We start from the raw sequence: 21,036 nt of genomic DNA on the forward strand, positions 1-21,036 counted from the left end.
ATGGCGCATGACATTCCCCGAACTGCGGCGCCGGCCAAAGGGCCGGAGCTGGAAGAACTGCTGATCGACGCTGAAGCCGACGACGAACAGGTGCAACAGCAACCGTTGCTGCTCAAGCGTCCCTGGCTGTTGTTGCTCGGCCTGGTGCTGGTGGCGCTTAACCTGCGTCCGGCGCTGTCGAGCATGGCGCCGTTGCTCAGCCAGGTGTCCGACAGCCTTGGCCTGAGCGCTTCCCAGGCGGGATTGTTGACCACTTTGCCGGTGCTGTGCCTGGGCTTGTTCGCGCCGCTGGCGCCGGTGCTTGCGCGGCGTTTTGGCAGCGAGCGGGTGGTCCTCGGCATTTTGCTGGTGCTGGCTGCGGGTATCGCTGTGCGCAGCGCCTTTGGCAGCACTGGGGTGTTCGTTGGCAGCATCATGGCCGGGGCCAGCATCGGCGTGATTGGCGTGCTGTTGCCGGGCATCGTCAAGCGTGACTTTCCCCAGCATGCCGGGACCCTGACCGGGGTCTACACCATGGCCTTGTGCCTGGGGGCGGCGATGGCGGCGGGGGCTACCGTGCCGTTGAGCGAGCGGCTGGGTGACAGCTGGTCGCTGGGCCTGGGTTTCTGGTTGCTGCCGGCATTGCTGGCGGCGCTGATCTGGCTGCCACAGGCCCGTCAGGGCCATGGCGCGCATCATGTCGCCTACCGGGTGCGGGGCCTGCTGCGCGACCCGCTGGCCTGGCAAGTGACCCTGTACATGGGGTTGCAGTCGTCGCTGGCCTATATCGTCTTTGGCTGGTTGCCCTCGATTCTTATCGGTCGGGGGCTGAGCCCTACCCAGGCAGGTCTGGTGCTGTCCGGGTCGGTGATCGTGCAGTTGATCAGTTCGCTCAGCGCCCCGTGGCTGGCGACCCGTGGCAAAGACCAGCGCCTGGCCATTGTCGTGGTCATGCTGTTGGCCCTGGCTGGCCTGTTCGGTTGCCTGTATGCGCCTCTGGACGGGCTGTGGGGTTGGGCAATCGTGCTCGGCCTGGGGCAGGGCGGAACCTTCGCTCTGGCATTGACCTTGATCGTATTGCGCTCAAGCGATGCCCACGTAGCGGCCAACCTTTCGAGCATGGCCCAGGGCATCGGCTATACCCTGGCGTCCATGGGGCCGTTCGCGGTCGGCCTGGTGCATGACTTGACCGGTGGCTGGAGTGCAGTGGGCTGGATTTTTGCCGTGCTGGGTGTTGGCGCCATCGGCTTTGGCCTGAAGGCCGGGCGCAACCTGCATGTGCAAGTAGTCAGCGAGCGGGTTTGAATCCAGTGGGAGCGGGCTTGCCCCGCGATGGTTTTTGCCACTATGGTGCGGGTCTAATCATTGGAGCCGGACCCGCCAAATGAGCGACGCCAACACTGCTTTGATCTCGTGCTTCTACCAGGCGTTCCAGCGCCTGGATGCCGAAGCGATGGTTGCCTGCTACAGCGACGATATCGTCTTCAGCGACCCGGCCTTTGGCACCTTGCGCGGCAAGGATGCCGGTGACATGTGGCGCATGCTCACCACCCGAGCCAAGGACTTTTCCCTGACTTTCGATCAGGTCCGTGCCGATGAGCAAAGTGGCAGCGCCCACTGGGTGGCGACCTACCTGTTCAGCCAGACCGGGCGTACCGTGGTCAACGACATCCAGGCCCGCTTCGTATTGCGCGACGGCAAGATCTGCGAGCACCACGACAGCTTCGACCTGTGGCGCTGGTCGCGTCAGGCATTGGGCGCTACAGGGCTATTGCTGGGCTGGTCGCCACTGCTGCAGGGCAAGGTGCGTGCCCAGGCACAGAAAGGCTTGCGGGCGTTTCAGGCGGGACGTTGAGGCGCTAAGCTGTGCGCTTTGCCGTTGATAGTAGCCACCCGTGTCCGAGACCACCCCTGAACCGCTGAACAAACCTTGGTACGTCTATCTGGTGCGCGCCGCCAATGGCTCGCTGTACTGCGGGATCAGCGACAACCCCGAACGGCGCTTCCTGGCCCATCAGAAGGGCCAGGGTGCACGCTATTTCAGCACCAGCCCGGCGGTGGCCCTGGTTTATGTCGAAGCCTGGCCGGACAAGGCCAGGGCCCTGCAACAGGAGCGGCTGGTGAAGAAACTACGCAAAAGTGCCAAGGAGGCCCTGGTGGCCTCCTGGACGGGGCTCAGTCCTTGCGACGCTTGAGCTGATCAGTGAGCTGCGTCGGCAGGCCTTTGATGATCAGGGTGCCGGCTTGCTCGTCATACTCGATCTTCGAGCCCAGCAGGTGCGCTTCAAAACTGATCGACAGGCCTTCGGCGCGCCCGGTAAAGCGGCGGAACTGGTTGAGGGTGCGTTTGTCGGCGGGGATTTCCGGCGACAGGCCGTAGTCCTTGTTGCGGATGTGCTCGTAGAAGGCCCGTGGGCGGTCTTCGTCGATTAGCCCTGAAAGCTCCTCGAGGGTCACCGGCTCCCCGGCCTTGGTCTGGCTGGTGGCGTAGTCGACCAGGGTCTGGGTTTTCTCGCGGGCGGCTTCTTCGGGCAGGTCTTCGCTTTCGACGAAGTCGCTGAAAGCCTTGAGCAGGGTACGGGTCTCGCCCGGGCCGTCGACGCCTTCCTGGCAGCCGATGAAGTCGCGGAAGTACTCCGAGACTTTCTTGCCGTTCTTGCCCTTGATGAACGAGATGTACTGCTTGGAGGCCTTGTTGTTCTGCCACTCGGAGAGGTTGATGCGGGCGGCCAGGTGCAACTGGCCAAGGTCCAGGTGGCGCGAGGGCGTCACGTCCAGCTCGGCGTTCACCGCAACGCCTTCGCTGTGGTGCAGCAGGGCGATGACCAGGTAGTCGGTCATGCCTTGCTGGTAGTGGGCAAACAGCACATGACCACCGACCGACAGGTTGGACTCTTCCATCAGCTTTTGCAGGTGCTCGACGGCGACACGGCTGAAGGCTGTGAAGGTACTGCCTTCATCCAGGTATTCCTTGAGCCAGCCGCTGAATGGGTGGGCGCCGGATTCTGCGTGGAAGAAGCCCCAGGCTTTGCCCTGTTTGGCGTTGTAGCTGTCGTTGAGGTCGGCCAAAAGGTTTTCGATGGCGCCGGATTCGGCCAGTTCGGTGTCGCGTGCGTGCAGCACGGCTGGGCTGCCATCGGGTTTCTTGTCGATCAGGTGGACGATGCAATGACGGATCGGCATGGGATTCTCGGTTGAAAATGGGCGGTGCTGGCCGCGTTGCAAAGTCGCCAAGTGTACCTCAGCACGGGGGTGATTCAGCGGCCAGATGTTGGCAGATATGTCGGTTGTTCGTTTTTTGCTCAGATTTCTGCATTTTTTCGCGCAAACCCCCGAAAAACCTGAACATTTGCCCTGTGGGAGGCGGATATTTATCTATTCCTGTGGTAGTTTTGCCCGGTCTTGCGCCCCGTGTGTGGCGCATTGCTGGCAGACCGCTCGCGTCACGTCGAACCAAACGTCGTTTTACGTATCTACATACGCGATAGACGTGGCTGTAACACCGGACCGCCGGCTACCCCGCAGGTCTGGCTCGATGACTGACGTAGCACTCTGCATACTCACTGAATTTGATAGGGAAGGAACACCACCATGGCATTGACCAAAGACCAACTGATCGCCGATATCGCTGAAGCTATCGACGCGCCAAAAACCACCGCGCGTAACGCTCTGGAGCAACTGGGTCAGATCGTTGCTGATCAACTGGAAAATGGCAGCGAAATCACCCTGCCAGGCATCGGCAAACTGAAAATCACCGAGCGTCCTGCCCGTACCGGCCGCAACCCTTCGACTGGCGCTGCCATCGAAATCGCTGCCAAGAAAGTCGTCAAGTTCGTACCAGCCAAAGTGCTGACCGACGCTGTAAACAAGTAATTGTAAACAGCTCGACAAAAGCCGCGTCCGGGTTGCCCGGACGCGGCTTTTTTATGCCTGGGTTTTGTTCCAGTGCAGCTGTCGCCAGGACTGGCGTGCTGCAGCATCCTTGAAGGTCCAGGCGACCATGCGGCTCTGTTTCTGCCCTTGGCCCATCTCTACCACCCGTTGCTCGACTGCACCGGCCTTTTTCAACGCCGCCTCGATACCGGGCAGGTTGGAGGCTTTGGACACCAGGCTGGTGAACCACAGCACCTGCTGGCCCAGGCTTGCGCTTTCGGCCACCAGTTGGCTGACAAAGCGGATCTCGCCGCCTTCACACCACAGTTCGTTGTTTTGCCCGCCAAAGTTCAGCACCGGCAGCTTGCGCTTGGGGTCGGCCTTGCCCAGGGCTCGCCATTTGCGTTGGCTGCCTCGGGTGGCTTCGTCGCGCGAGGCGTGGAAGGGCGGGTTGCACAGGGTCAGGTCGAAACGCTCGTCGCCTTTGAGCAGCCCCAGCAGGATGTGCTGGCGATGGCCTTGCTGGCGCAGGCTGATGGCCTTGCCCAGGCCGTTGGCCTTGACGATGGCGCCGGCCGCAGCGAGCGCTGTGGCATCGATGTCCGAGCCCAGGAAGCGCCAGCGATAATCGCTGTGGCCCAGCAACGGGTAGATGCAGTTGGCGCCGACGCCGATATCCAGCGCCTGGACTTGAGCACCTCGGGGGATTTCGCCGCCGTTGTCTTCGGCCAGCAGATCGGCAAGTACGTGCACGTAGTCAGCCCGGCCAGGAATCGGCGGGCACAGGTAGTCAGCTGGAATATCCCAGTGCTGGATACCGTACTGGGCCTTGAGCAAGGCGCGGTTGAACACCCGTACGGCCTCGGGATTGGCGAAGTCGATGCTTGGCTTGCCGTGGGGGTTGGTGATCATGAACTGGCTCAGCTGCGGGCTGCTCTTGATCAACTGGGGGAAGTCGTAGCGGCCCTGGTGGCGGTTGCGCGGGTGCAGGGTCGGTTTGTTGGTTGTGGTCATCTTGATGTCCGGTGCAAAGCATTGCGGGTCAAGCCCGCTCCTACAGATCTGTGGGAGCGGGCTTGACCCGCGATGGCATCACTGAGGTCAGCGATCGTTACAAGGCGGCAATCCGCGCATGCTGCTCGGTGAAGTTGGCCAGGGCCTGCTCGGCCTCTGCCAGCTTGGCGCGCTCCTTGTCGATCACCGCAGGCGGTGCCTTGTCGACGAAGGCGGCGTTGGACAGCTTGCCACCAACGCGCTGGACTTCACCCTGCAGGCGCTGGATCTCCTTGTTCAGGCGAGCCAGCTCGGCGTCCTTGTCGATCAGGCCGGCCATCGGCACCAGCACCTGCAGATCGCCAACCAGGGCGGTGGCGCTCAGTGGTGCCTCGTCCTGTTCGCGGAGCACGGTGAAGGACTCGATCTTCGCCAGCTTCTTGAGCAGCGCTTCGTTTTCCTGCAGGCGGCGCTGGTCTTCGGCACTGGCGTTTTTCAGGAACAGTTGCAGGGGCTTGCCCGGACCGATGTTCATTTCGCCACGGATGTTGCGCACGCCGAGCATCAGCTCCTTGAGCCATTCGATATCGCCTTCGGCAGCGGCATCGATGCGGCTTTCATTGGCCACTGGCCATGGCTGCAGCATGATGGTCTTGCCTTCAGCGCCGGCCAGCGGCGCCAGGCGCTGCCAGATTTCTTCGGTGATGAACGGCATGAACGGATGGGCCAGGCGCAGCGCCACTTCCAGTACCCGAACCAGGGTGCGGCGAGTGCCACGGGCGCGTTCGACCGGGGCGTTCTCGTCCCACAGGACCGGCTTGGACAGCTCCAGGTACCAGTCGCAATACTGGTTCCAGATGAACTCGTAGAGCGCCTGGGCGGCGAGGTCGAAGCGGAACTGGTCGAGTTGGCGGGTTACTTCGGCTTCGGTGCGCTGCAACTGCGAGATGATCCAGCGGTCGGCCAGCGACAGCTCGTAGGCTTCACCGTTCTGGCCGCAGTCTTCGCCCTTGTCCAGCACGTAGCGGGCAGCGTTCCAGATCTTGTTGCAGAAGTTGCGGTAGCCTTCGACGCGGCCCATGTCGAACTTGATGTCGCGACCGGTGGAGGCCAGCGAGCAGAAGGTGAAGCGCAGGGCGTCGGTGCCGTAGCTGGCGATGCCTTCAGGGAACTCGGCCTTGGTCTGCTTGGCGATCTTCTCGGCAAGTTTTGGCTGCATCATGCCGCTGGTGCGTTTTTCCAGCAGCTCGTCCAGGGTGATGCCGTCGACGATGTCCAGCGGGTCAAGGACGTTGCCCTTGGACTTGGACATTTTCTGACCCAGGCCATCGCGCACCAGGCCGTGCACATAGACGGTCTTGAACGGTACCTGCGGGGTGCCGTCCTCGTTCTTGACCAGGTGCATGGTCAGCATGATCATCCGGGCAACCCAGAAGAAAATGATGTCGAATCCGGTGACCAGCACGTCGGTGGAGTGGAATTTCTTGAGGAATTCGGTCTGCTGTGGCCAGCCCAGGGTCGAGAAGGTCCACAGGCCCGAGCTGAACCAGGTGTCGAGGACGTCGTTGTCCTGGTTGAGGACCACGTCGGCACCGAGGTTGTGCTTGGCGCGGACTTCTTCTTCGCTGCGGCCGACATAAACCTTGCCGGACTCGTCGTACCAGGCCGGAATGCGGTGGCCCCACCACAGTTGACGGCTGATGCACCAGTCCTGGATATCGCGCATCCACGAGAAGTACATGTTTTCGTATTGCTTGGGCACGAACTGGATGCGGCCGTCTTCAACGGCAGCGATCGCCGGCTCCGCCAGCGGCTTGGTAGACACGTACCACTGGTCGGTCAGCCATGGCTCGATGACGGTGCCGGAACGGTCGCCCTTGGGTACTTTCAGCGCGTGGTCGTCGATGCTGACCAGCAAGCCTGCAGCGTCGAAATCGGCGACGATCTGCTTGCGCGCAACGAAGCGGTCCAGGCCTGCGTATTGTGCGGGCAGGGTAGCGTCGAGGCTTTCATTGAGGCTGCCGTCGAGGTTGAATACCTGGGCTGCCGGCAGCACGAAGGCGTTCTTGTCGAAGATGTTCAGCAGCGGCAGGTTGTGGCGCTTGCCGACTTCGTAGTCGTTGAAATCGTGGGCCGGGGTGATCTTCACGCAGCCGGTGCCGAATTCAGGGTCGCAGTAGTCGTCAGCAATGATCGGGATGCGTCGGCCAACCAGTGGCAGCTCGACGAACTTGCCGATCAGCGCTTTGTAACGCTCGTCTTCCGGGTTCACGGCAACGGCGGCGTCGCCGAGCATGGTTTCCGGGCGAGTGGTGGCGACGATCAGGTAGTCCTTGCCGTCAGCAGTCTTGGCTCCGTCGGCCAGCGGGTAGCGCAGGTTCCACAGGTGGCCCTTCTCGTCGTGGTTTTCCACTTCCAGGTCGGAGATCGCCGTGTGCAGCTTGGTGTCCCAGTTGACCAGGCGCTTGCCGCGGTAGATCAGGCCGTCTTCATGCAAGCGCACGAAGGCTTCTTTCACCGCTTCCGACAGGCCGTCGTCCATGGTGAAGCGCTCGCGGCTCCAGTCGACCGACGAGCCGAGGCGGCGAATCTGGCGGCTGATGTTGCCACCGGACTGGTCCTTCCATTCCCAGACTTTCTCCAGGAATTTCTCGCGGCCCAGGTCGTGGCGGTTCTGGCCCTTGGCTTCGAGTTGACGCTCGACCAGCATCTGCGTGGCGATACCGGCGTGGTCGGTACCCGGCTGCCACAGGGTGTCGCGACCCTGCATGCGGCGGAAACGGATCAGGGCGTCCATGATCGCGTTATTGAAGCCGTGACCCATGTGCAGGCTGCCGGTGACGTTCGGCGGCGGGATCATGATGGTGTAGGAATCGCCCGCGCCTTGCGGGGCGAAATAATTCTCGGACTCCCAGGTGTTGTACCAGGAAGTTTCAATAGCGTGCGGCTGGTAGGTCTTATCCATGCGCGGCGGGACCCTTAGGCATTTATTCAGGAAAGCCGGAGAGTATAACGAAGCGGCAAGCTTCAAGCGACAAGCTGCAAGCTCAGAGCGCCGCACGGCTCTTTCAGCTTGTCGCTTGCAGCTTGGAACTGCTTTTTATTGGTTGAGCAGGCGTTCGAGCCGGGCATCGAGCCGGCGCTTGATTTCGCTCTCGATATGCGGGGCGAAATCGTTGATCACATCTTGCATGATCAACTGGGCGGCGGCGCGCAGTTCGCTGTCCAGGTGCAGCAGCGTCTCCTGGCGCTTGGCCTGCGGGTCGGCAGGCGCTTGAGGCGCAGGTTGCGGCGCCGCTTCGGCCTCTTCAAGCAGCAGCGGGATCTGCTCCTCGACGGTATCGGTCAACAGCGGCGGCTCGAGGGATGCGTCGCCGAGCAACTGGCGGATCGACTCCAGGTCGTCCAGCAGGTGTGCGGATTGGGGCATGGGTGTGGGTTTGTCCATCGTCTTCAGAGTCGCTGTAAGCGGTGATCTTGCAGAGCATAGCCCTGTTCGCGGTAGAAACGGAAACTCTCTCGGGCCGCCTGACGAATCGCTGGCTCCTCGACCACGATCTCGGCGATCCGGGCAAAGCGGGCAGCGAACGGCGGCACCTTGAGATCAAGGTTGATCAGCAGGTCTTGATGGTTGCCGGCGTCATCGCCCAGTCCCAGGCCAACACTGCCTTGTGGTTCGTCTTCGGCCGCGCTGTGCGGCACGAAGGCCTCGCCCTTGAAGGCCCACAGGCGTGCGTCCAGCTCATCGCGCTGGGCGCTGTCGCGGCAATGCAGGTAGACCCGGTGCCCGAGGCGCCAGGCCTTCTCGCACAGCTTGCAGGCGAAATCCAGGCGCGCTGAAGGGGCGGTGCTGGGCAAGATGTAGAAATCGACTTTGCTCATGATCGGTCTGCCGGCCGGCTACGCCCGAAGGTGTAGCTGGCCAGCGTCATCTCAGGCGTTGGCGCGATCGAGCAGGTACTGGGTCAGCAGCGGTACCGGGCGGCCAGTGGCGCCTTTGTCCTTGCCGCCGCTGATCCAGGCGGTGCCGGCGATGTCCAGGTGGGCCCAGTGGTAGGCCTTGGCAAAGCGCGACAGGAAGCAACCGGCGGTGATGGTGCCGGCTTTCGGCCCGCCGATGTTGGCGATGTCGGCGAACGGGCTGTCGAGCTGCTCCTGGTATTCGTCGAACAGCGGCAGTTGCCAGGCGCGGTCGTCCGCGCGCTTGCCAGCATCGAGCAGTTGCCCGACCAGCTCGTCGTTGTTACCCATCAGGCCCGAGGTGTGGCTGCCCAGGGCGACGATGCAGGCGCCGGTCAGAGTGGCGATGTCGATCACTGCCTGCGGCTTGAAGCGCTCGGCGTAGGTCAGGGTATCGCACAGCACCAGGCGGCCTTCGGCGTCGGTGTTGAGGATCTCGACGGTCTGCCCGCTCATGGTCGTGACGATGTCGCCAGGACGGGTGGCGCCGCCGCTTGGCATGTTCTCGGCGCAGGCCAGCAGGCACACCAGGTTGATTGGCAATTGCAGTTCGAGCACGGCGCGCAGGGTGCCGAAGACGCTGGCAGCGCCGCCCATGTCGAACTTCATCTCATCCATGCCGGCGCCAGGCTTGAGGCTGATGCCACCGGTGTCGAAGGTGATGCCCTTGCCGACCAGTACGAATGGCTTTTCGCTCTTCTTGCCGCCCTGGTAGTTGAGCACGATCAGGCGTGGTGGCTGATCGCTGCCCTGGCCAACGGCGTAGAAAGCGCCCATGCCCAGGTCCTTGATCTTCTTCTCGTCCAGCACCTCGACCTTCAGGGCTTTGAATTCCTTGCCCAGGGCCTTGGCCTGCTCGGCCAGGTAGCTTGGGTGGCAGACATTGGGTGGCAGGTTGCCCAGGTCACGGGTGAAGCCCATGCCGTTGGCGATGGCGACGGCATGCTTGACCGCGCGCTCGACTTCGCTGACGCCAGCCTTGGCGCTGAGCAGGGTGATTTTCTTCAGGGCACGGGGTTCGGCCTTCTTGCTCTTGAACTGGTCGAAAACGTACTGGCCATCGAGCAGGGTTTCGGCCAGTAGACGGGTCTTGCCATAAAAAGCATCGCGACCGCTGACGTTAACGTCGTCCAGGGCCAGCGCCGCATCGCCGCCATTGAGGCCCTTGAGCACGGTCAGCACACTGGCGATGACTTTGCGAAAGCTGCGATCACCCAGTTCGCCATCCTTGCCGGTACCCACCAGCAGCACGCGCTCGGCCTTGAGGTTGGGCAGGCTGTGCAGCAGCAGGGTCTGGCCGACGTTGCCGGTCAGGTCGCCACGCTTGAGCACGCTGGCCAGGGCACCGCCGGTGGCCTCGTCGATAGACTTGGCGATGGCGCCGAGTTTGCCGCCTTGCGTCACGGGCAGGACCAGGGTAGCGGTTTTCAAGGATGCAGCAGCTACGCTTTTTACAACCAGTTCCATGTCAGGTTCCCCGAATGATCTGTCAGTGCGCGCGGCGTGTGCCGGCGCGTCAAGGGTTGTGGCCGCGTGGTCGCGTACCAGCAATAAAGCCCCCAGTTTGAGCCTGCTTCGCCCGCGCTGACAACCCCGAGATGAAGCATTGTGCGGCGCCAAGTGACAGGCACGGTCAATCACAGGATAATGCGCCAACTTTTACCCGGGTTCGCTCCAGCGAGCGGGCTACTATGTTGGCTGTTATGGATTCCTTGTTCGGCTGTCCGAGCCTGACAACCCAGGAGTGTCTGGTTTGATCGTCTTTCGTTATCTGTCCCGCGAGGTCCTGGTGACCTTGAGTGCCGTCAGCGCTGTGCTGCTGGTCATCATCATGAGCGGGCGCTTCATCAAATACCTGGCCCAGGCCGCGCAGGGCGTGCTCGATCCGAGCGTGCTGTTCCTGATCATGGGCTATCGTCTGCCGGGCTTCCTGCAGTTGATCCTGCCGCTGGGGCTGTTTCTCGGGATCCTTCTGGCCTATGGCCGGCTGTACCTCGAAAGTGAAATGACCGTGCTCTCGGCCACTGGCATGAGCCAGCAGCGCCTGCTGGGCATGACCATGGCGCCAGCGGCACTGGTTGCCCTGCTGGTGGCCTGGCTGAGCCTGGGCCTGGCGCCACAGGGTGTTACCCAGGTGGCAAAGATCATCAACCAGCAGGATGCCCTGACCGAGTTCGATACCCTGGTACCGGGGCGATTCCAGACCTTGCGTGACGGGTCGCGGGTGACCTATACCGAACAGCTGTCGGACGATCGGGTCAACCTGGGCGGCGTGTTCATTTCCGAGAAGCGCTTCAATCAGGACAAGACCAAGGACCGTGGTCCTTCGGTGCTGGTCGCCGAGAAGGGCCACCAGCAGGTCAATGCCGACGGCAATCGCTACCTGATCCTGGAAAACGGTTACCGCTACGATGGCAATCCGGGCCAGGCTGACTACCGGGCGATCAAGTACGACACCTACGGCGTGCTGTTGCCCAAGCCTGAAGTCAGCGAGGAAATCACCGAGCGTGAAGCCATTCCGACCTCGCAACTGATCGGCAGTGACGGGCTGCGCGAGCGTGCCGAGCTGCAATGGCGTCTGTCGTTGCCGCTGCTGGTGTTTGTCGTGACCCTGCTGGCGGTGCCGCTGTCGCGGGTCAACCCGCGCCAGGGCCGCTTCCTCAAATTGCTGCCGGCAATTCTTCTGTATATGGCGTACCTGACAATGCTGATTGCCGTGCGTGGCGCCCTGGAGAAAGGCAAGCTGCCGATCGGCCTGGGCATCTGGTGGGTCCATGGCCTGTTCCTGTCGATCGGCCTCGGCCTGATGTACTGGGAGCCGCTGCGCCTCAAGCGTGCCGCTCGCCGTGCGGAGGTGGCCCATGGTTAAACTCGACAACTACATCGGCAAAAGCGTGCTGATGGCCATTCTGGCGGTGCTGGGGATCATCCTGGGCCTGGCCTCGCTGTTCGCCTTCATCGACGAGATGGGCGATATCACCGATACCTACACCTTGATGGATGCGGGTAACTTCGTCCTGCTGACCGCCCCGCGGCGGCTGTACGACATGCTGCCGATGGCGGCCCTGATCGGCTGCCTGATCGGCCTGGGCAGCCTGGCCAGCAGCAGTGAACTGACCATCATGCGTGCCGCTGGCGTGTCTATCGGCCGCATCGTCTGGGCAGTGATGAAACCGATGCTGGTGTTGATGCTGGCCGGTATCCTGATTGGCGAATACCTGGCCCCGGTCACCGAGAACAAGGCCCAGGCCGACCGTTCCCTGGCCCAGGGCGGTGGCGAGGCGCAGAGCTCCAAGCGCGGCATGTGGCACCGTCAGGGCGATGAGTTCGTGCACATCAACTCGGTGCAGCCCAACGGCCTGCTGTACGGCGTGACCCGCTATCGTTTTGACAGCGAGCGGCACATGCAGACGTCCAGCTTTGCCCGTCGCGCCCAGTATAAGGAAGACCACTGGTTGCTCAGTGATGTCACCACTACGCATTTCCGAGGCGACCACACCGAAGTGGTGAAAACCCCTGAAGAGCGCTGGGACGTATCCGTCACACCGCAATTGCTCAACACTGTGGTCGTAGCGCCAGAGTCGCTCTCGATCACCGGCCTTTGGGACTATATCCACTACCTTTCCGACCAGGGCCTGAATAATGCCCGCTACTGGCTGGCGTTCTGGACCAAGGTGCTGCAGCCGATGGTTACCGCTGCGCTGGTACTGATGGCGATCTCATTCATCTTTGGCCCGCTGCGCTCGGTCACCCTCGGTCAGCGGGTGTTCACCGGTGTGCTGGTAGGCTTCGTGTTCCGCATCGCCCAGGACCTGCTCGGGCCATCGAGCCAGGTGTTTGGTTTCCCGCCGTTGCTGGCGGTGGTGTTACCGGCGGCGATCTGTGCGGTGGCCGGGCTGTGGATGCTGCGTCGGGCTGGCTAGTATGACCGCACCATAAAAAAGGCCCTGACACTTGAGTGTCAGGGCCTTTTTTATGGTGCATTGAGTCAAGGCCAGCGGATGCCAGTGTCGACGACTTCAATTTCAAAGGCCAGTGTTTCACCGGCTTCGTCATTCAGGTAATGCGACTGGTAGTCTCCTGCCTGGGTCTTGTTGTATGCCGCCATCGGGCGCAGGTTTTCGCTGATGATCCTGACATCACTGTACTCGCCAGGGGCTGTTATCCGTTTGCTCAGGCTCCAGAACGGTCCGGGTGTGTCCTTTGCCGGGTACAGGCCGATATACCTGTTTGTGCTCCAGTCCAGCCGTTGATTGTGGGAGGTTTCCCGCTGGTTGGCTGCTCGCCAGGTACGAATTTCGTAGTAATCAATGGTATTGGCGACGTTAAGGGCGCCGAACCAGAACAGTTGTTTCGGCGCATATGGGTAATCGCTGAGTGTTAGCCAACTGCTATACGTTGCACCATATGAACGGTCTAAATACGTGCTCAGTTCAACGGTTCCCAATTGTCCTTGGTAGTTGCTTTTATTAACCCGTAGGCGGGCAATGAATGAACGGGGTATGTCGTATTGATACATGGTAGAACTCTCCAGGTAGGGGGCGCTATCCTGAAGTGCTCGCATGTTATTGAGCAGCCGTCTTGTTCTGCTTGATCGGTACGTCGTTTCGGGCGAGCGCTGTCGGACGTTGGTACAAGGTAATGATTTCCGGCTGTTCACATAAGGTGATTGATTTAAGTTGTTCAACTTACTCAATCATCAAGATGGAGAGCAGTTATGGAAAAGCACGAGTCTTATCCGGAGCACCGCAAGGGTTATCCGTTGCTACGTGGGTCTGCGAAGATCGACAGGTACCTGCTTGCGGGGGCGCACGGGCTGAGGCAAGGCTGTTGGGTGGAGGGGGAAACCGTGCGGGGTGATGTATTTATCGGTAGGCAGAACTGGCACACTTACAGTCGACCGGTATTTGCCTACCTTGAGCAGGTGGATATTATTCGCCTGGAAGATCAGGCCGAATTCAAGGAGTCGGTCACCGTCGCCCAGGGGTATAGCAGAGCTTTTACTCAGTCCTTGAGCGTCAAGTACGACATCAGTCCAAGCATTGATATTATCAATGCTAGCGCCGGTCTTGAGATGGGCTATAGCCAGACGGAAACCTGGACAAATGAAAAGTCCCACGCCAAGGAAGTAACCCTGAAAGGGCCAGGTGTGTTCACGGTTTATCAGCTGTACATGGTGTATGCGCATTGTGCCGATTCAGCGGGCAAGTCGATGGCCGCGCATTTCAAGTATCACAAGCAATTGCTGAGAGGGCGCGTGCTGGACCTGTACTACTTGTCGTCGGTCGCGACCAACAAAACGGTTACCGTCAAAGGCGAGGCTGCCGTCAGCCCTCTGGACTGGGAGGACGTTCAGAGAATCGTGCTGATGGAAGGTTTCGATCCACAGGCCAATGATGATCCCAATTCAAATGACGCTGCGTTCAAGATCGACTTTTACTCCGCAGACATCAATCCACGTCTTCGCTACTGACGTAGGGGCCCGTGAAGCAGAGTAGCGGTGGGCTATGTCGCCAGGCCCACCTCTGGGGTTCACTTTTTCTTGGGAATACGCACGAGTTGGCTGTCCGAATAGATGTCGTGCCAACTGCGCTTGCGTTTGTCCAACAGCACCCAGAAGAAGCCCAGGCCCAGGCACAACCATGAGCCAATCGCTACGACAAAGCGCAGCAAGGCCTGCCACAGGCTGATGGCGCTACCGTCGACGTTCTGCACGCGGATACCCCATACCTGCATACCCAGGGTCTGGCCGCCGTGGGTCCAGAACTTGGCGAAGAAGCCGAACAGGGCGAACAGCAGGATGGTCGATAGCAACGGATCGCCATCCAGGGCACCGGCTTCAGTCAGCTCGCGCATGCGCGACTCGCCAATGAAGGCCATCTGGATCATCTTGTAGGCGCCGGCGGTGACGATCAGCAGCGCGGTGCACAGCAGAAAGTCGTAGAACATGGCGGCCAGACGGCGACCCAGGTCGACAACCGGGAATTCGCCCTGGGGCTGTAACAACTGCTTGGGCATACAAGGGCCTCTTTGCGCAAAACCGCCATTCTACGAAATTACGCGGACGATTCGTTGCCTTGCGACACCGTTTATCTGTCAAACCGCAATCGCGGGGCAAGCCCGCTCCTACCCAGCGGGCACAAAAAAGCCCCTGCTGTTGCCAGCAGAGGCTTCTTTGTAGAGGAAGATCAGCCTTCGGCTTGAACTTCGTCAGCCTGCATGCCTTTCTGGCCTTGCACAGCAACGAAAGTAACCTTCTGACCTTCTTTCAGGCTTTTGAAGCCGTTACCCTGAATAGCGCGGAAATGTACGAACAGATCCGGACCGCTTTCTGGAGTGATGAAACCAAAACCTTTCTCGTCGTTAAACCACTTGACGGTACCGCTCTGACGTTGGGACATTGTCTTATTTCCTTTGAAACTTAGAATTAGTAACAGCTTCTTCCAAATGAAAGAGTACTGGGCTGGGTTGCAGGAAAGTAAGAGACGTCGAACGGGTTGTAGCAAATCTCAGCGCTACTGCCCAGGTCACGAACCATAGCGACCCATGCAAACACAGTGCACAGACAATACGCTAACTTTGAAGACAAAAACAAGCCCTGCAGACCGCTGCCGCTGTGCCTTTTAGCGGCCGTTCGGGGGATTTTTTCTGGCCCATTCGAAGCGCTGTTGCAAGGCTTTTCGAAAGTGAGGAAACACGTTCGGATCCGAAAGTCCGAACGCGTCATGACACCCTGTTTCAAGTAACGATTCAGCCGCGATAATAGCGTTGGGCAACGAACGGCATCTTGCTGACTTTCATCGCTACGCGCTTGCCACGAACAATCGCCCACACCGCTGTATCCAGTGCGCTGTGGGCTGTGTCCAGATACCCCATCGCCACCGGCGCATTGAGCGACGGCCCGAAGCCACCGCTGCAGATGCTGCCGATTACAGTGCCCGTCTCATCGACGATCTCGGCACCTTCGCGTACTGGCGTACGTTCCTGTGGCAACAATCCCACGCGTTTGCGCGCAACGCCGCTTTGCTGCTGAGCAAAGATTGCCGCCGCACCGGGGAAACCACCGGCGCGCTCGCCATCGGCACGACGCACCTTGGAGATGGCCCAGAGCAGGCTGGCTTGGATTGGCGTGGTCTGGGTGTTCATGTCGTGGCCGTACAAGCACAGGCCAGCTTCCAGGCGCAACGAGTCGCGTGCGCCCAGGCCGATGGCAGCCACTTCCGGCTCGGCCAGCAGGCGACGGGCCAGGGCTTCGGCACGCTGCGCCGGAACTGAAATCTCGAAACCGTCTTCACCGGTATAGCCCGAGCGGCTGACATAGCAGTCGGCGTCCAACAGTCGTACCGGCTGGAACTGCATGAAGGTCATCTTCGCCACTTCAGGCGCCAGGCGCTCCAGCACCTTGACCGCCGCCGGGCCCTGCAGGGCAAGCAGCGCGCGCTCCTCGAACAGTGGCTGGATCTGGCACTGCTCGCCGATGTGCTTGCGCAGGTGCGCCAGGTCCTGGTCCTTGCAGGCGGCGTTGACCACCAGGAACAGTTCGTCGTTGCCCAGGTTGGCGACCATCAGGTCGTCGAGAATGCCGCCTTGTTCGTTGGTGAACATGGCATAGCGCTGCATGCCCACCGGCAGGTCGATGATGTCGACCGGTACCAGGGTTTCCAGGGCCTTGGCGGCACTGGCACCGCTCAGACGAATCTGGCCCATGTGCGATACATCGAACAGGCCAGCCTGCTCGCGGCTATGCAGGTGCTCTTTCATCACCCCCAGCGGGTACTGGACCGGCATGTCGTAACCGGCGAACGGCACCATGCGTGCGCCCAGCTCCAGGTGCAGGGCGTGCAGCGGGGTCTTGAGCAGCGTTTGGGTAGACATTGATGACTCCTTGGGGCTTGAGAGGGTGTCAGCATTCGATGATGTTGACGGCCAGACCGCCGCGGGCGGTCTCCTTGTATTTGCTTTTCATGTCGGCGCCGGTCTGGCGCATGGTGCGGATGACTTTATCCAGCGAGACGTAGTGCTGCCCGTCGCCGCGCAGAGCCATGCGCACCGCGTTGATGGCCTTGACCGAACCCATGGCGTTGCGTTCGATGCAAGGCACCTGGACCAGCCCGCCAATCGGATCGCACGTCAGGCCCAGGTTGTGTTCCATGCCGATCTCGGCGGCGTTCTCCACTTGTTGCACGCTGCCACCCATGACTTCGCACAAGGCGCCGGCAGCCATTGAACAGGCAACGCCCACCTCGCCCTGGCAACCGACTTCGGCACCGGAGATCGAGGCGTTTTCTTTATAGAGGATGCCGATGGCGGCGGCGGTAAGCAGAAAACGCACCACGCCGTCGTCGTTGGCGCCGGGAATAAAGCGCATGTAGTAGTGCAGTACCGCCGGGACAATGCCGGCGGCGCCATTGGTCGGCGCGGTGACCACACGTCCGCCAAAGGCGTTTTCTTCATTGACCGCCAAGGCGTACAGGTTGACCCAGTCGAGCACCGACAGGGCATCGCGCAGGCTCGCTTCGGGGTTGCTGCACAGTTGGCGGTAGAGCGCCGCAGCCCGGCGCTTGACCTTGAGCCCGCCGGGCAGGATGCCTTCGTTGCGGCAGCCGGCCGAGACACAGTCCTGCATGACCTGCCAGATATGCAGCAGGCCGCTACGGGTTTCGCTTTCCGGCCGCCAGGCGGCCTCGTTGGCCAGCATGATCTGGCTGATTGACAGGTTTTGCGCAGCGCAATGGCCGAGCAGTTGCTTGGCGGTCGTGAACGCGAAGGGCAGCACGGTGCTGTCTTCGACGATGCGGTCGGCGCCGGCGGCATCTTCATCGACCACGAAGCCACCGCCCACCGAGTAGTACTCGCGGCTGCGGATCTGCAGGCCGGCGGCGTCGAAGGCGCGAAAGATCATGCCGTTGGGATGATAGGCCAGCGGCTTGCGGATCATCGCCAGGTGCTGTTTTTCGACGAAGTCGATGCTGTGCTCGCCCAACAGGTTCAGCCGACCGCTGCTGCGGATCGCCTGCAGGCGGGCGGGAATGCTGTCGGTGTCGACACTGTCGGGGTGCTCGCCTTCAAGGCCCAGGAGCACGGCCTTGTCGCTGCCGTGCCCTTTGCCGGTGGCACCGAGCGAGCCATAGAGTTCGGCCTTGACGCAGGCGGTGGCGGTCAGCAGGCCATCGCGCCGCAGGCCATCGGCGAAGCGCGCAGCAGCGCGCATCGGGCCTACGGTATGGGAACTGGAGGGGCCGATGCCGATCTTGAACAGGTCGAAGACGCTTAGTGACATGGTCGTACCCTCATTGATGGTCAAGAGCATCGCGGGGCAAGCCCGCTCCCACATCCTGTGGGAGCGGGCTTGCCCCGCGATGGAGGCCGTCAGACCTCCTGATAAGCCTCGATCGACGGGCAGGCACACACCAGGTTACGGTCGCCGAACACGTTGTCGACGCGGCCGACCGGTGGCCAGTACTTGCCTTCCACCAGCGACGCCAGCGGATACACAGCCTGCTCGCGGCTGTACGGATGGCTCCACTCACCGGCGATTTCGGCGGCGGTGTGCGGGGCGTTCTTCAGCGGGTTGTCGTCCTTGTCCAGGCTGCCGCTCTCTACCGCACGAATCTCTTCGCGGATGCGGATCATCGCCTCGCAGAAGCGGTCCAGTTCTTCTTTAGACTCACTTTCGGTCGGTTCGATCATCAGCGTACCGGCCACCGGGAACGACATGGTCGGGGCGTGGAAACCGAAGTCGATCAGGCGCTTGGCCACGTCATCGACGCTGATGCCGCTGCTGTCCTTGATCGGACGCAAGTCGAGAATGCACTCATGCGCCACCAGGCCGTTGCTGCCGGTGTACAACACAGGATAGTGCTCTTCCAGGCGGCGGGCGATGTAGTTGGCATTGAGGATGGCCATTTGCGATGCGCGCTTGAGCCCGGCGCCACCCATCATGCGGATGTACATCCAGGTGATCGGCAGGATGCTGGCGCTGCCGAACGGTGCGGCGCAGACCGCGCCCTGCTTGTTGTCCATGTGTGCATGGCCGGGCAGGAACGGTGCCAGGTGCGACTTGACGCCGATCGGACCGACGCCCGGGCCGCCGCCGCCGTGAGGGATGCAGAAGGTCTTGTGCAGGTTCAGGTGGGACACGTCGCCGCCGAACTTGCCCGGGGCGCAGAGGCCGACCATGGCGTTCATGTTGGCGCCGTCGATGTACACCTGGCCGCCGTTGTCGTGGATGATCGCGCAGATCTCGCCGATGGCTTCTTCGAACACGCCGTGGGTCGAGGGGTAGGTGATCATCAGCGCGGCGAGGTGCTCGCGGTGCTCGATGGCCTTGGCTCGCAGGTCGTCGATGTCGACGTTGCCACGGGCGTCACAGGCGGTGACCACCACGCGCATGCCGGCCATGTGGGCGGTGGCCGGGTTGGTGCCGTGGGCCGAGGACGGGATCAGGCAGATGTCACGGCGCGCGTCGCCACGGCTCTGGTGGTAGGCGCGGATGGCCAGCAGGCCTGCGTATTCGCCCTGGGAGCCGGCGTTGGGCTGCAGCGACACGGCGTCGTAGCCGGTGGCGGCGCAGAGCATGGCCTCCAGCTCGCTGGTCAGTTGCTGGTAGCCCTGGCTCTGCTCGGCGGGTGCGAAGGGGTGCAGGTTGCCGAACTCGGCCCAGGTCACCGGGATCATTTCGCTGGCGGCATTGAGCTTCATGGTGCACGAGCCCAGCGGGATCATGGTGCGGTCCAGAGCCAGGTCCTTGTCGGCCAGGCGGCGCAGGTAGCGCATCAGCTCGGTTTCGCTGTGGTAGCGGTTGAACACCGGGTGCTCGAGGATCGCCGACTGGCGCAGCAGGGCGGCAGGCAATTGCGCCAGCACGCTGGCCGCCAGGGCGGCGAAGTCTGGAGTGGCTTTGCCCTCGGCAAACAGCTGCCACAGCGCTTCGACGTCGGCCTGGGTGCTGGTTTCATCCAGCGACAGGCCCAGGCGCTGAGCATCGATCTGGCGCAGGTTCAGGCGCTGGGCGCGGGCCTGCTCATGCAAGGTGGCGGTGGCGTCGCCGGTGGCCAGGGTCAGGGTGTCGAAGAAGTGTTCGACTTGCACCGCAACGCCCAGTTGCTGCAAGCCGGCCTTGAGGATCGCAGTCAGCGCGTGGGTGCGTTCGGCGATCTGCTTCAGGCCTTGGGGGCCGTGGTACACGGCGTACATGCTGGCGATGTTGGCCAGCAATACCTGGGCGGTGCAGATGTTGCTGGTGGCCTTCTCGCGGCGGATATGCTGCTCGCGGGTCTGCATGGCCAGGCGCAGGGCGGTCTTGCCGAAGCGGTCGATCGACACGCCGACCAGGCGGCCTGGCATGTCGCGCTTGAACGCATCGCGGGTGGAGAAGTAGGCCGCGTGCGGGCCACCGAAGCCCAGCGGTACACCGAAGCGCTGGGCGCTGCCGATGGCCACGTCGGCGCCGAACTCACCCGGCGGGGTCAGCAGGGTCAGGGCCAGCAGGTCGGCGGCCACGGCGACCAGGGCATTGGCCGCATGGAAGCGCTCGACCAATTCACGGTAGTCGAAGACTTCACCGCTGCTGGCCGGGTACTGCAGCAGGGCGCCGAAGTAAGCGCTGACATCGCTCAATTGGCGCTCGTCACCCACCACGACTTCGATACCCAGCGGTTCGGCACGGGTGCGCAGCACGTCGAGGGTCTGCGGGTGGCAATGCACGGACGCGAAGAAGGCGTGGCTAGCCTTGTTCTTGCTCAGGCGCTTGCAGAAGGTCATGGCTTCGGCGGCGGCGGTGGCTTCGTCGAGCAGGGAGGCGTTGGCGATCGGCAGGCCGGTGAGGTCGCTGATCAGGGTCTGGAAGTTGAGCAGCGCTTCCAGGCGGCCCTGGGAAATCTCAGGTTGGTAAGGGGTGTAGGCGGTGTACCAGGCCGGGTTCTCCAGCAGGTTGCGCAGGATTGGCGCCGGAGTGTGGCAGTTGTAGTAGCCCTGGCCGATGAAGCTCTTGAACAGCTGGTTGTTGCCGGCGATGGCCTTGAGCGAGGCCAGGGCCTGGGCTTCGCTTTGCCCTGCGCCCAGTTCCAGGACGCTGGTGCCCTTGATGCTGTCGGGAATGACCGCAGCGCTCATCGCGTCCAGCGAGTCGAAACCGAGGGTGGCGAGCATGTGCTGCTCGTCGTGCTGGCGCGGGCCGATGTGGCGGGCGATAAATTCGTTGGCAGTGCCGAGGTTGATGGTCATGGTGGT

The 21,036-nt window shown here is 61.9% G+C and carries 19 protein-coding genes; 7 read left to right on the forward strand and 12 right to left on the reverse strand.

Going from position 1 to position 21,036, the window contains the following annotated elements:
• The 3 genes from EXN22_RS06525 (at position 1) to EXN22_RS06535 (ending at position 2,174) form a co-directional block, all read left to right on the forward strand.
• Complete coding sequence (locus EXN22_RS06525; protein ID WP_130263287.1) at positions 1-1,284, forward strand: CynX/NimT family MFS transporter; 1,284 nt, start codon at positions 1-3, stop codon at positions 1,282-1,284.
• A 79-nt stretch (positions 1,285-1,363) separates the two neighbouring features.
• A complete protein-coding gene (locus EXN22_RS06530) occupies positions 1,364-1,834 on the forward strand; it encodes a nuclear transport factor 2 family protein (RefSeq protein WP_130263288.1) in 471 nt (156 codons plus the stop codon).
• Between the two features lie 40 nt (positions 1,835-1,874).
• Positions 1,875-2,174, forward strand: coding sequence for a GIY-YIG nuclease family protein (locus EXN22_RS06535; protein ID WP_130263289.1), 300 nt, complete (start codon positions 1,875-1,877; stop codon positions 2,172-2,174).
• On the opposite strand, the gene yejK is transcribed toward EXN22_RS06535, so the two are convergent.
• The gene (gene yejK / locus EXN22_RS06540) at positions 2,155-3,162 is read right to left on the reverse strand and encodes a nucleoid-associated protein YejK (protein WP_130263290.1); all 1,008 of its coding nucleotides are present in this window, start codon (positions 3,160-3,162) and stop codon (positions 2,155-2,157) included. The genes EXN22_RS06535 and yejK overlap by 20 nt on opposite strands.
• A 408-nt stretch (positions 3,163-3,570) precedes the next feature.
• Here yejK and EXN22_RS06545 point away from each other — a divergent pair, with 408 nt between their 5' ends.
• Complete coding sequence (locus EXN22_RS06545; RefSeq protein ID WP_009398256.1) at positions 3,571-3,852, forward strand: HU family DNA-binding protein; 282 nt, start codon at positions 3,571-3,573, stop codon at positions 3,850-3,852.
• 51 nt (positions 3,853-3,903) lie between these two features.
• Here EXN22_RS06545 and rlmF read toward each other — a convergent pair whose 3' ends face one another.
• From rlmF to EXN22_RS06570, 5 genes are all read right to left on the reverse strand, one after another.
• Positions 3,904-4,866, reverse strand: a complete 963-nt coding sequence (gene rlmF, locus EXN22_RS06550) for a 23S rRNA (adenine(1618)-N(6))-methyltransferase RlmF (RefSeq protein ID WP_130263291.1) — start codon at positions 4,864-4,866, stop codon at positions 3,904-3,906.
• A gap of 97 nt (positions 4,867-4,963) precedes the next feature.
• Positions 4,964-7,810 (reverse strand): valine--tRNA ligase, encoded by a 2,847-nt coding sequence (locus EXN22_RS06555; RefSeq protein WP_130263292.1) that lies wholly within the window; start codon positions 7,808-7,810, stop codon positions 4,964-4,966.
• 135 nt (positions 7,811-7,945) lie between these two features.
• On the reverse strand, positions 7,946-8,293 hold the full coding sequence (locus tag EXN22_RS06560) for a DNA polymerase III subunit chi (RefSeq protein WP_130263293.1): 348 nt from the start codon (positions 8,291-8,293) through the stop codon (positions 7,946-7,948).
• A 5-nt stretch (positions 8,294-8,298) separates the two neighbouring features.
• Positions 8,299-8,727: a DNA polymerase III subunit chi gene (locus EXN22_RS06565; protein WP_130263294.1), complete on the reverse strand. Its 429-nt coding sequence runs from the start codon at positions 8,725-8,727 to the stop codon at positions 8,299-8,301.
• A 51-nt stretch (positions 8,728-8,778) separates the two neighbouring features.
• A complete protein-coding gene (locus EXN22_RS06570; RefSeq protein ID WP_130263295.1) occupies positions 8,779-10,272 on the reverse strand; it encodes a leucyl aminopeptidase in 1,494 nt (497 codons plus the stop codon).
• A gap of 286 nt (positions 10,273-10,558) precedes the next feature.
• Here EXN22_RS06570 and lptF point away from each other — a divergent pair, with 286 nt between their 5' ends.
• Positions 10,559-11,674: an LPS export ABC transporter permease LptF gene (lptF, locus tag EXN22_RS06575; protein ID WP_130263296.1), complete on the forward strand. Its 1,116-nt coding sequence runs from the start codon at positions 10,559-10,561 to the stop codon at positions 11,672-11,674.
• The gene (lptG, locus tag EXN22_RS06580) at positions 11,667-12,728 is read left to right on the forward strand and encodes an LPS export ABC transporter permease LptG (RefSeq protein WP_130263297.1); all 1,062 of its coding nucleotides are present in this window, start codon (positions 11,667-11,669) and stop codon (positions 12,726-12,728) included. The genes lptF and lptG overlap by 8 nt, the downstream gene beginning before the upstream one ends.
• 65 nt (positions 12,729-12,793) lie before the next feature.
• Here lptG and EXN22_RS06585 read toward each other — a convergent pair whose 3' ends face one another.
• The gene (locus EXN22_RS06585; RefSeq protein WP_130263298.1) at positions 12,794-13,324 is read right to left on the reverse strand and encodes a hypothetical protein; all 531 of its coding nucleotides are present in this window, start codon (positions 13,322-13,324) and stop codon (positions 12,794-12,796) included.
• Positions 13,325-13,522: 198 nt separating this feature from the next.
• Here EXN22_RS06585 and EXN22_RS06590 point away from each other — a divergent pair, with 198 nt between their 5' ends.
• A complete protein-coding gene (locus EXN22_RS06590; protein WP_130263299.1) occupies positions 13,523-14,278 on the forward strand; it encodes a monalysin family beta-barrel pore-forming toxin in 756 nt (251 codons plus the stop codon).
• 59 nt (positions 14,279-14,337) lie between these two features.
• Here the strand turns inward: EXN22_RS06590 and EXN22_RS06595 are convergent, their stop codons facing one another.
• From EXN22_RS06595 to gcvP, 5 genes are all read right to left on the reverse strand, one after another.
• Positions 14,338-14,823, reverse strand: a complete 486-nt coding sequence (locus tag EXN22_RS06595; protein WP_130263300.1) for an RDD family protein — start codon at positions 14,821-14,823, stop codon at positions 14,338-14,340.
• Positions 14,824-14,993: 170 nt separating this feature from the next.
• Complete coding sequence (locus EXN22_RS06600; protein WP_007934683.1) at positions 14,994-15,206, reverse strand: cold-shock protein; 213 nt, start codon at positions 15,204-15,206, stop codon at positions 14,994-14,996.
• A gap of 349 nt (positions 15,207-15,555) precedes the next feature.
• Positions 15,556-16,680 carry a glycine cleavage system aminomethyltransferase GcvT gene (gene gcvT / locus EXN22_RS06605; protein ID WP_130263301.1) on the reverse strand — a complete coding sequence of 375 codons (1,125 nt, stop codon included), beginning with the start codon at positions 16,678-16,680 and terminating at the stop codon, positions 15,556-15,558.
• Positions 16,681-16,708: 28 nt separating this feature from the next.
• Positions 16,709-18,085 carry an L-serine ammonia-lyase gene (locus tag EXN22_RS06610; protein WP_130263302.1) on the reverse strand — a complete coding sequence of 459 codons (1,377 nt, stop codon included), beginning with the start codon at positions 18,083-18,085 and terminating at the stop codon, positions 16,709-16,711.
• 89 nt (positions 18,086-18,174) lie between these two features.
• Positions 18,175-21,030 carry an aminomethyl-transferring glycine dehydrogenase gene (gene gcvP, locus EXN22_RS06615; protein ID WP_130263303.1) on the reverse strand — a complete coding sequence of 952 codons (2,856 nt, stop codon included), beginning with the start codon at positions 21,028-21,030 and terminating at the stop codon, positions 18,175-18,177.
• Positions 21,031-21,036: the final 6 nt, after the last annotated feature.

This window comes from Pseudomonas tructae (genome assembly GCF_004214895.1).
Taxonomy (GTDB): domain Bacteria; phylum Pseudomonadota; class Gammaproteobacteria; order Pseudomonadales; family Pseudomonadaceae; genus Aquipseudomonas; species Aquipseudomonas tructae.

Excerpts from the sequence above, each read along its gene's own strand:
- EXN22_RS06545 (WP_009398256.1), top strand. The coding sequence starts at position 3,571 with ATGGCATTGACCAAAGACCAACTGATCGCCGATATCGCTGAAGCTATC.
- EXN22_RS06600 (WP_007934683.1), bottom strand. The coding sequence starts at position 15,206 with ATGTCCCAACGTCAGAGCGGTACCGTCAAGTGGTTTAACGACGAGAAA.
- gcvP (WP_130263303.1), bottom strand. The coding sequence starts at position 21,030 with ATGACCATCAACCTCGGCACTGCCAACGAATTTATCGCCCGCCACATC.
- lptG (WP_130263297.1), top strand. The coding sequence starts at position 11,667 with ATGGTTAAACTCGACAACTACATCGGCAAAAGCGTGCTGATGGCCATT.
- EXN22_RS06585 (WP_130263298.1), bottom strand. The coding sequence starts at position 13,324 with ATGTATCAATACGACATACCCCGTTCATTCATTGCCCGCCTACGGGTT.
- EXN22_RS06560 (WP_130263293.1), bottom strand. The coding sequence starts at position 8,293 with ATGGACAAACCCACACCCATGCCCCAATCCGCACACCTGCTGGACGAC.
- EXN22_RS06610 (WP_130263302.1), bottom strand. The coding sequence starts at position 18,085 with ATGTCACTAAGCGTCTTCGACCTGTTCAAGATCGGCATCGGCCCCTCC.
- EXN22_RS06595 (WP_130263300.1), bottom strand. The coding sequence starts at position 14,823 with ATGCCCAAGCAGTTGTTACAGCCCCAGGGCGAATTCCCGGTTGTCGAC.
- EXN22_RS06590 (WP_130263299.1), top strand. The coding sequence starts at position 13,523 with ATGGAAAAGCACGAGTCTTATCCGGAGCACCGCAAGGGTTATCCGTTG.
- EXN22_RS06565 (WP_130263294.1), bottom strand. The coding sequence starts at position 8,727 with ATGAGCAAAGTCGATTTCTACATCTTGCCCAGCACCGCCCCTTCAGCG.
- EXN22_RS06530 (WP_130263288.1), top strand. The coding sequence starts at position 1,364 with ATGAGCGACGCCAACACTGCTTTGATCTCGTGCTTCTACCAGGCGTTC.
- EXN22_RS06525 (WP_130263287.1), top strand. The coding sequence starts at position 1 with ATGGCGCATGACATTCCCCGAACTGCGGCGCCGGCCAAAGGGCCGGAG.
- yejK (WP_130263290.1), bottom strand. The coding sequence starts at position 3,162 with ATGCCGATCCGTCATTGCATCGTCCACCTGATCGACAAGAAACCCGAT.
- EXN22_RS06570 (WP_130263295.1), bottom strand. The coding sequence starts at position 10,272 with ATGGAACTGGTTGTAAAAAGCGTAGCTGCTGCATCCTTGAAAACCGCT.
- gcvT (WP_130263301.1), bottom strand. The coding sequence starts at position 16,680 with ATGTCTACCCAAACGCTGCTCAAGACCCCGCTGCACGCCCTGCACCTG.
- rlmF (WP_130263291.1), bottom strand. The coding sequence starts at position 4,866 with ATGACCACAACCAACAAACCGACCCTGCACCCGCGCAACCGCCACCAG.
- EXN22_RS06555 (WP_130263292.1), bottom strand. The coding sequence starts at position 7,810 with ATGGATAAGACCTACCAGCCGCACGCTATTGAAACTTCCTGGTACAAC.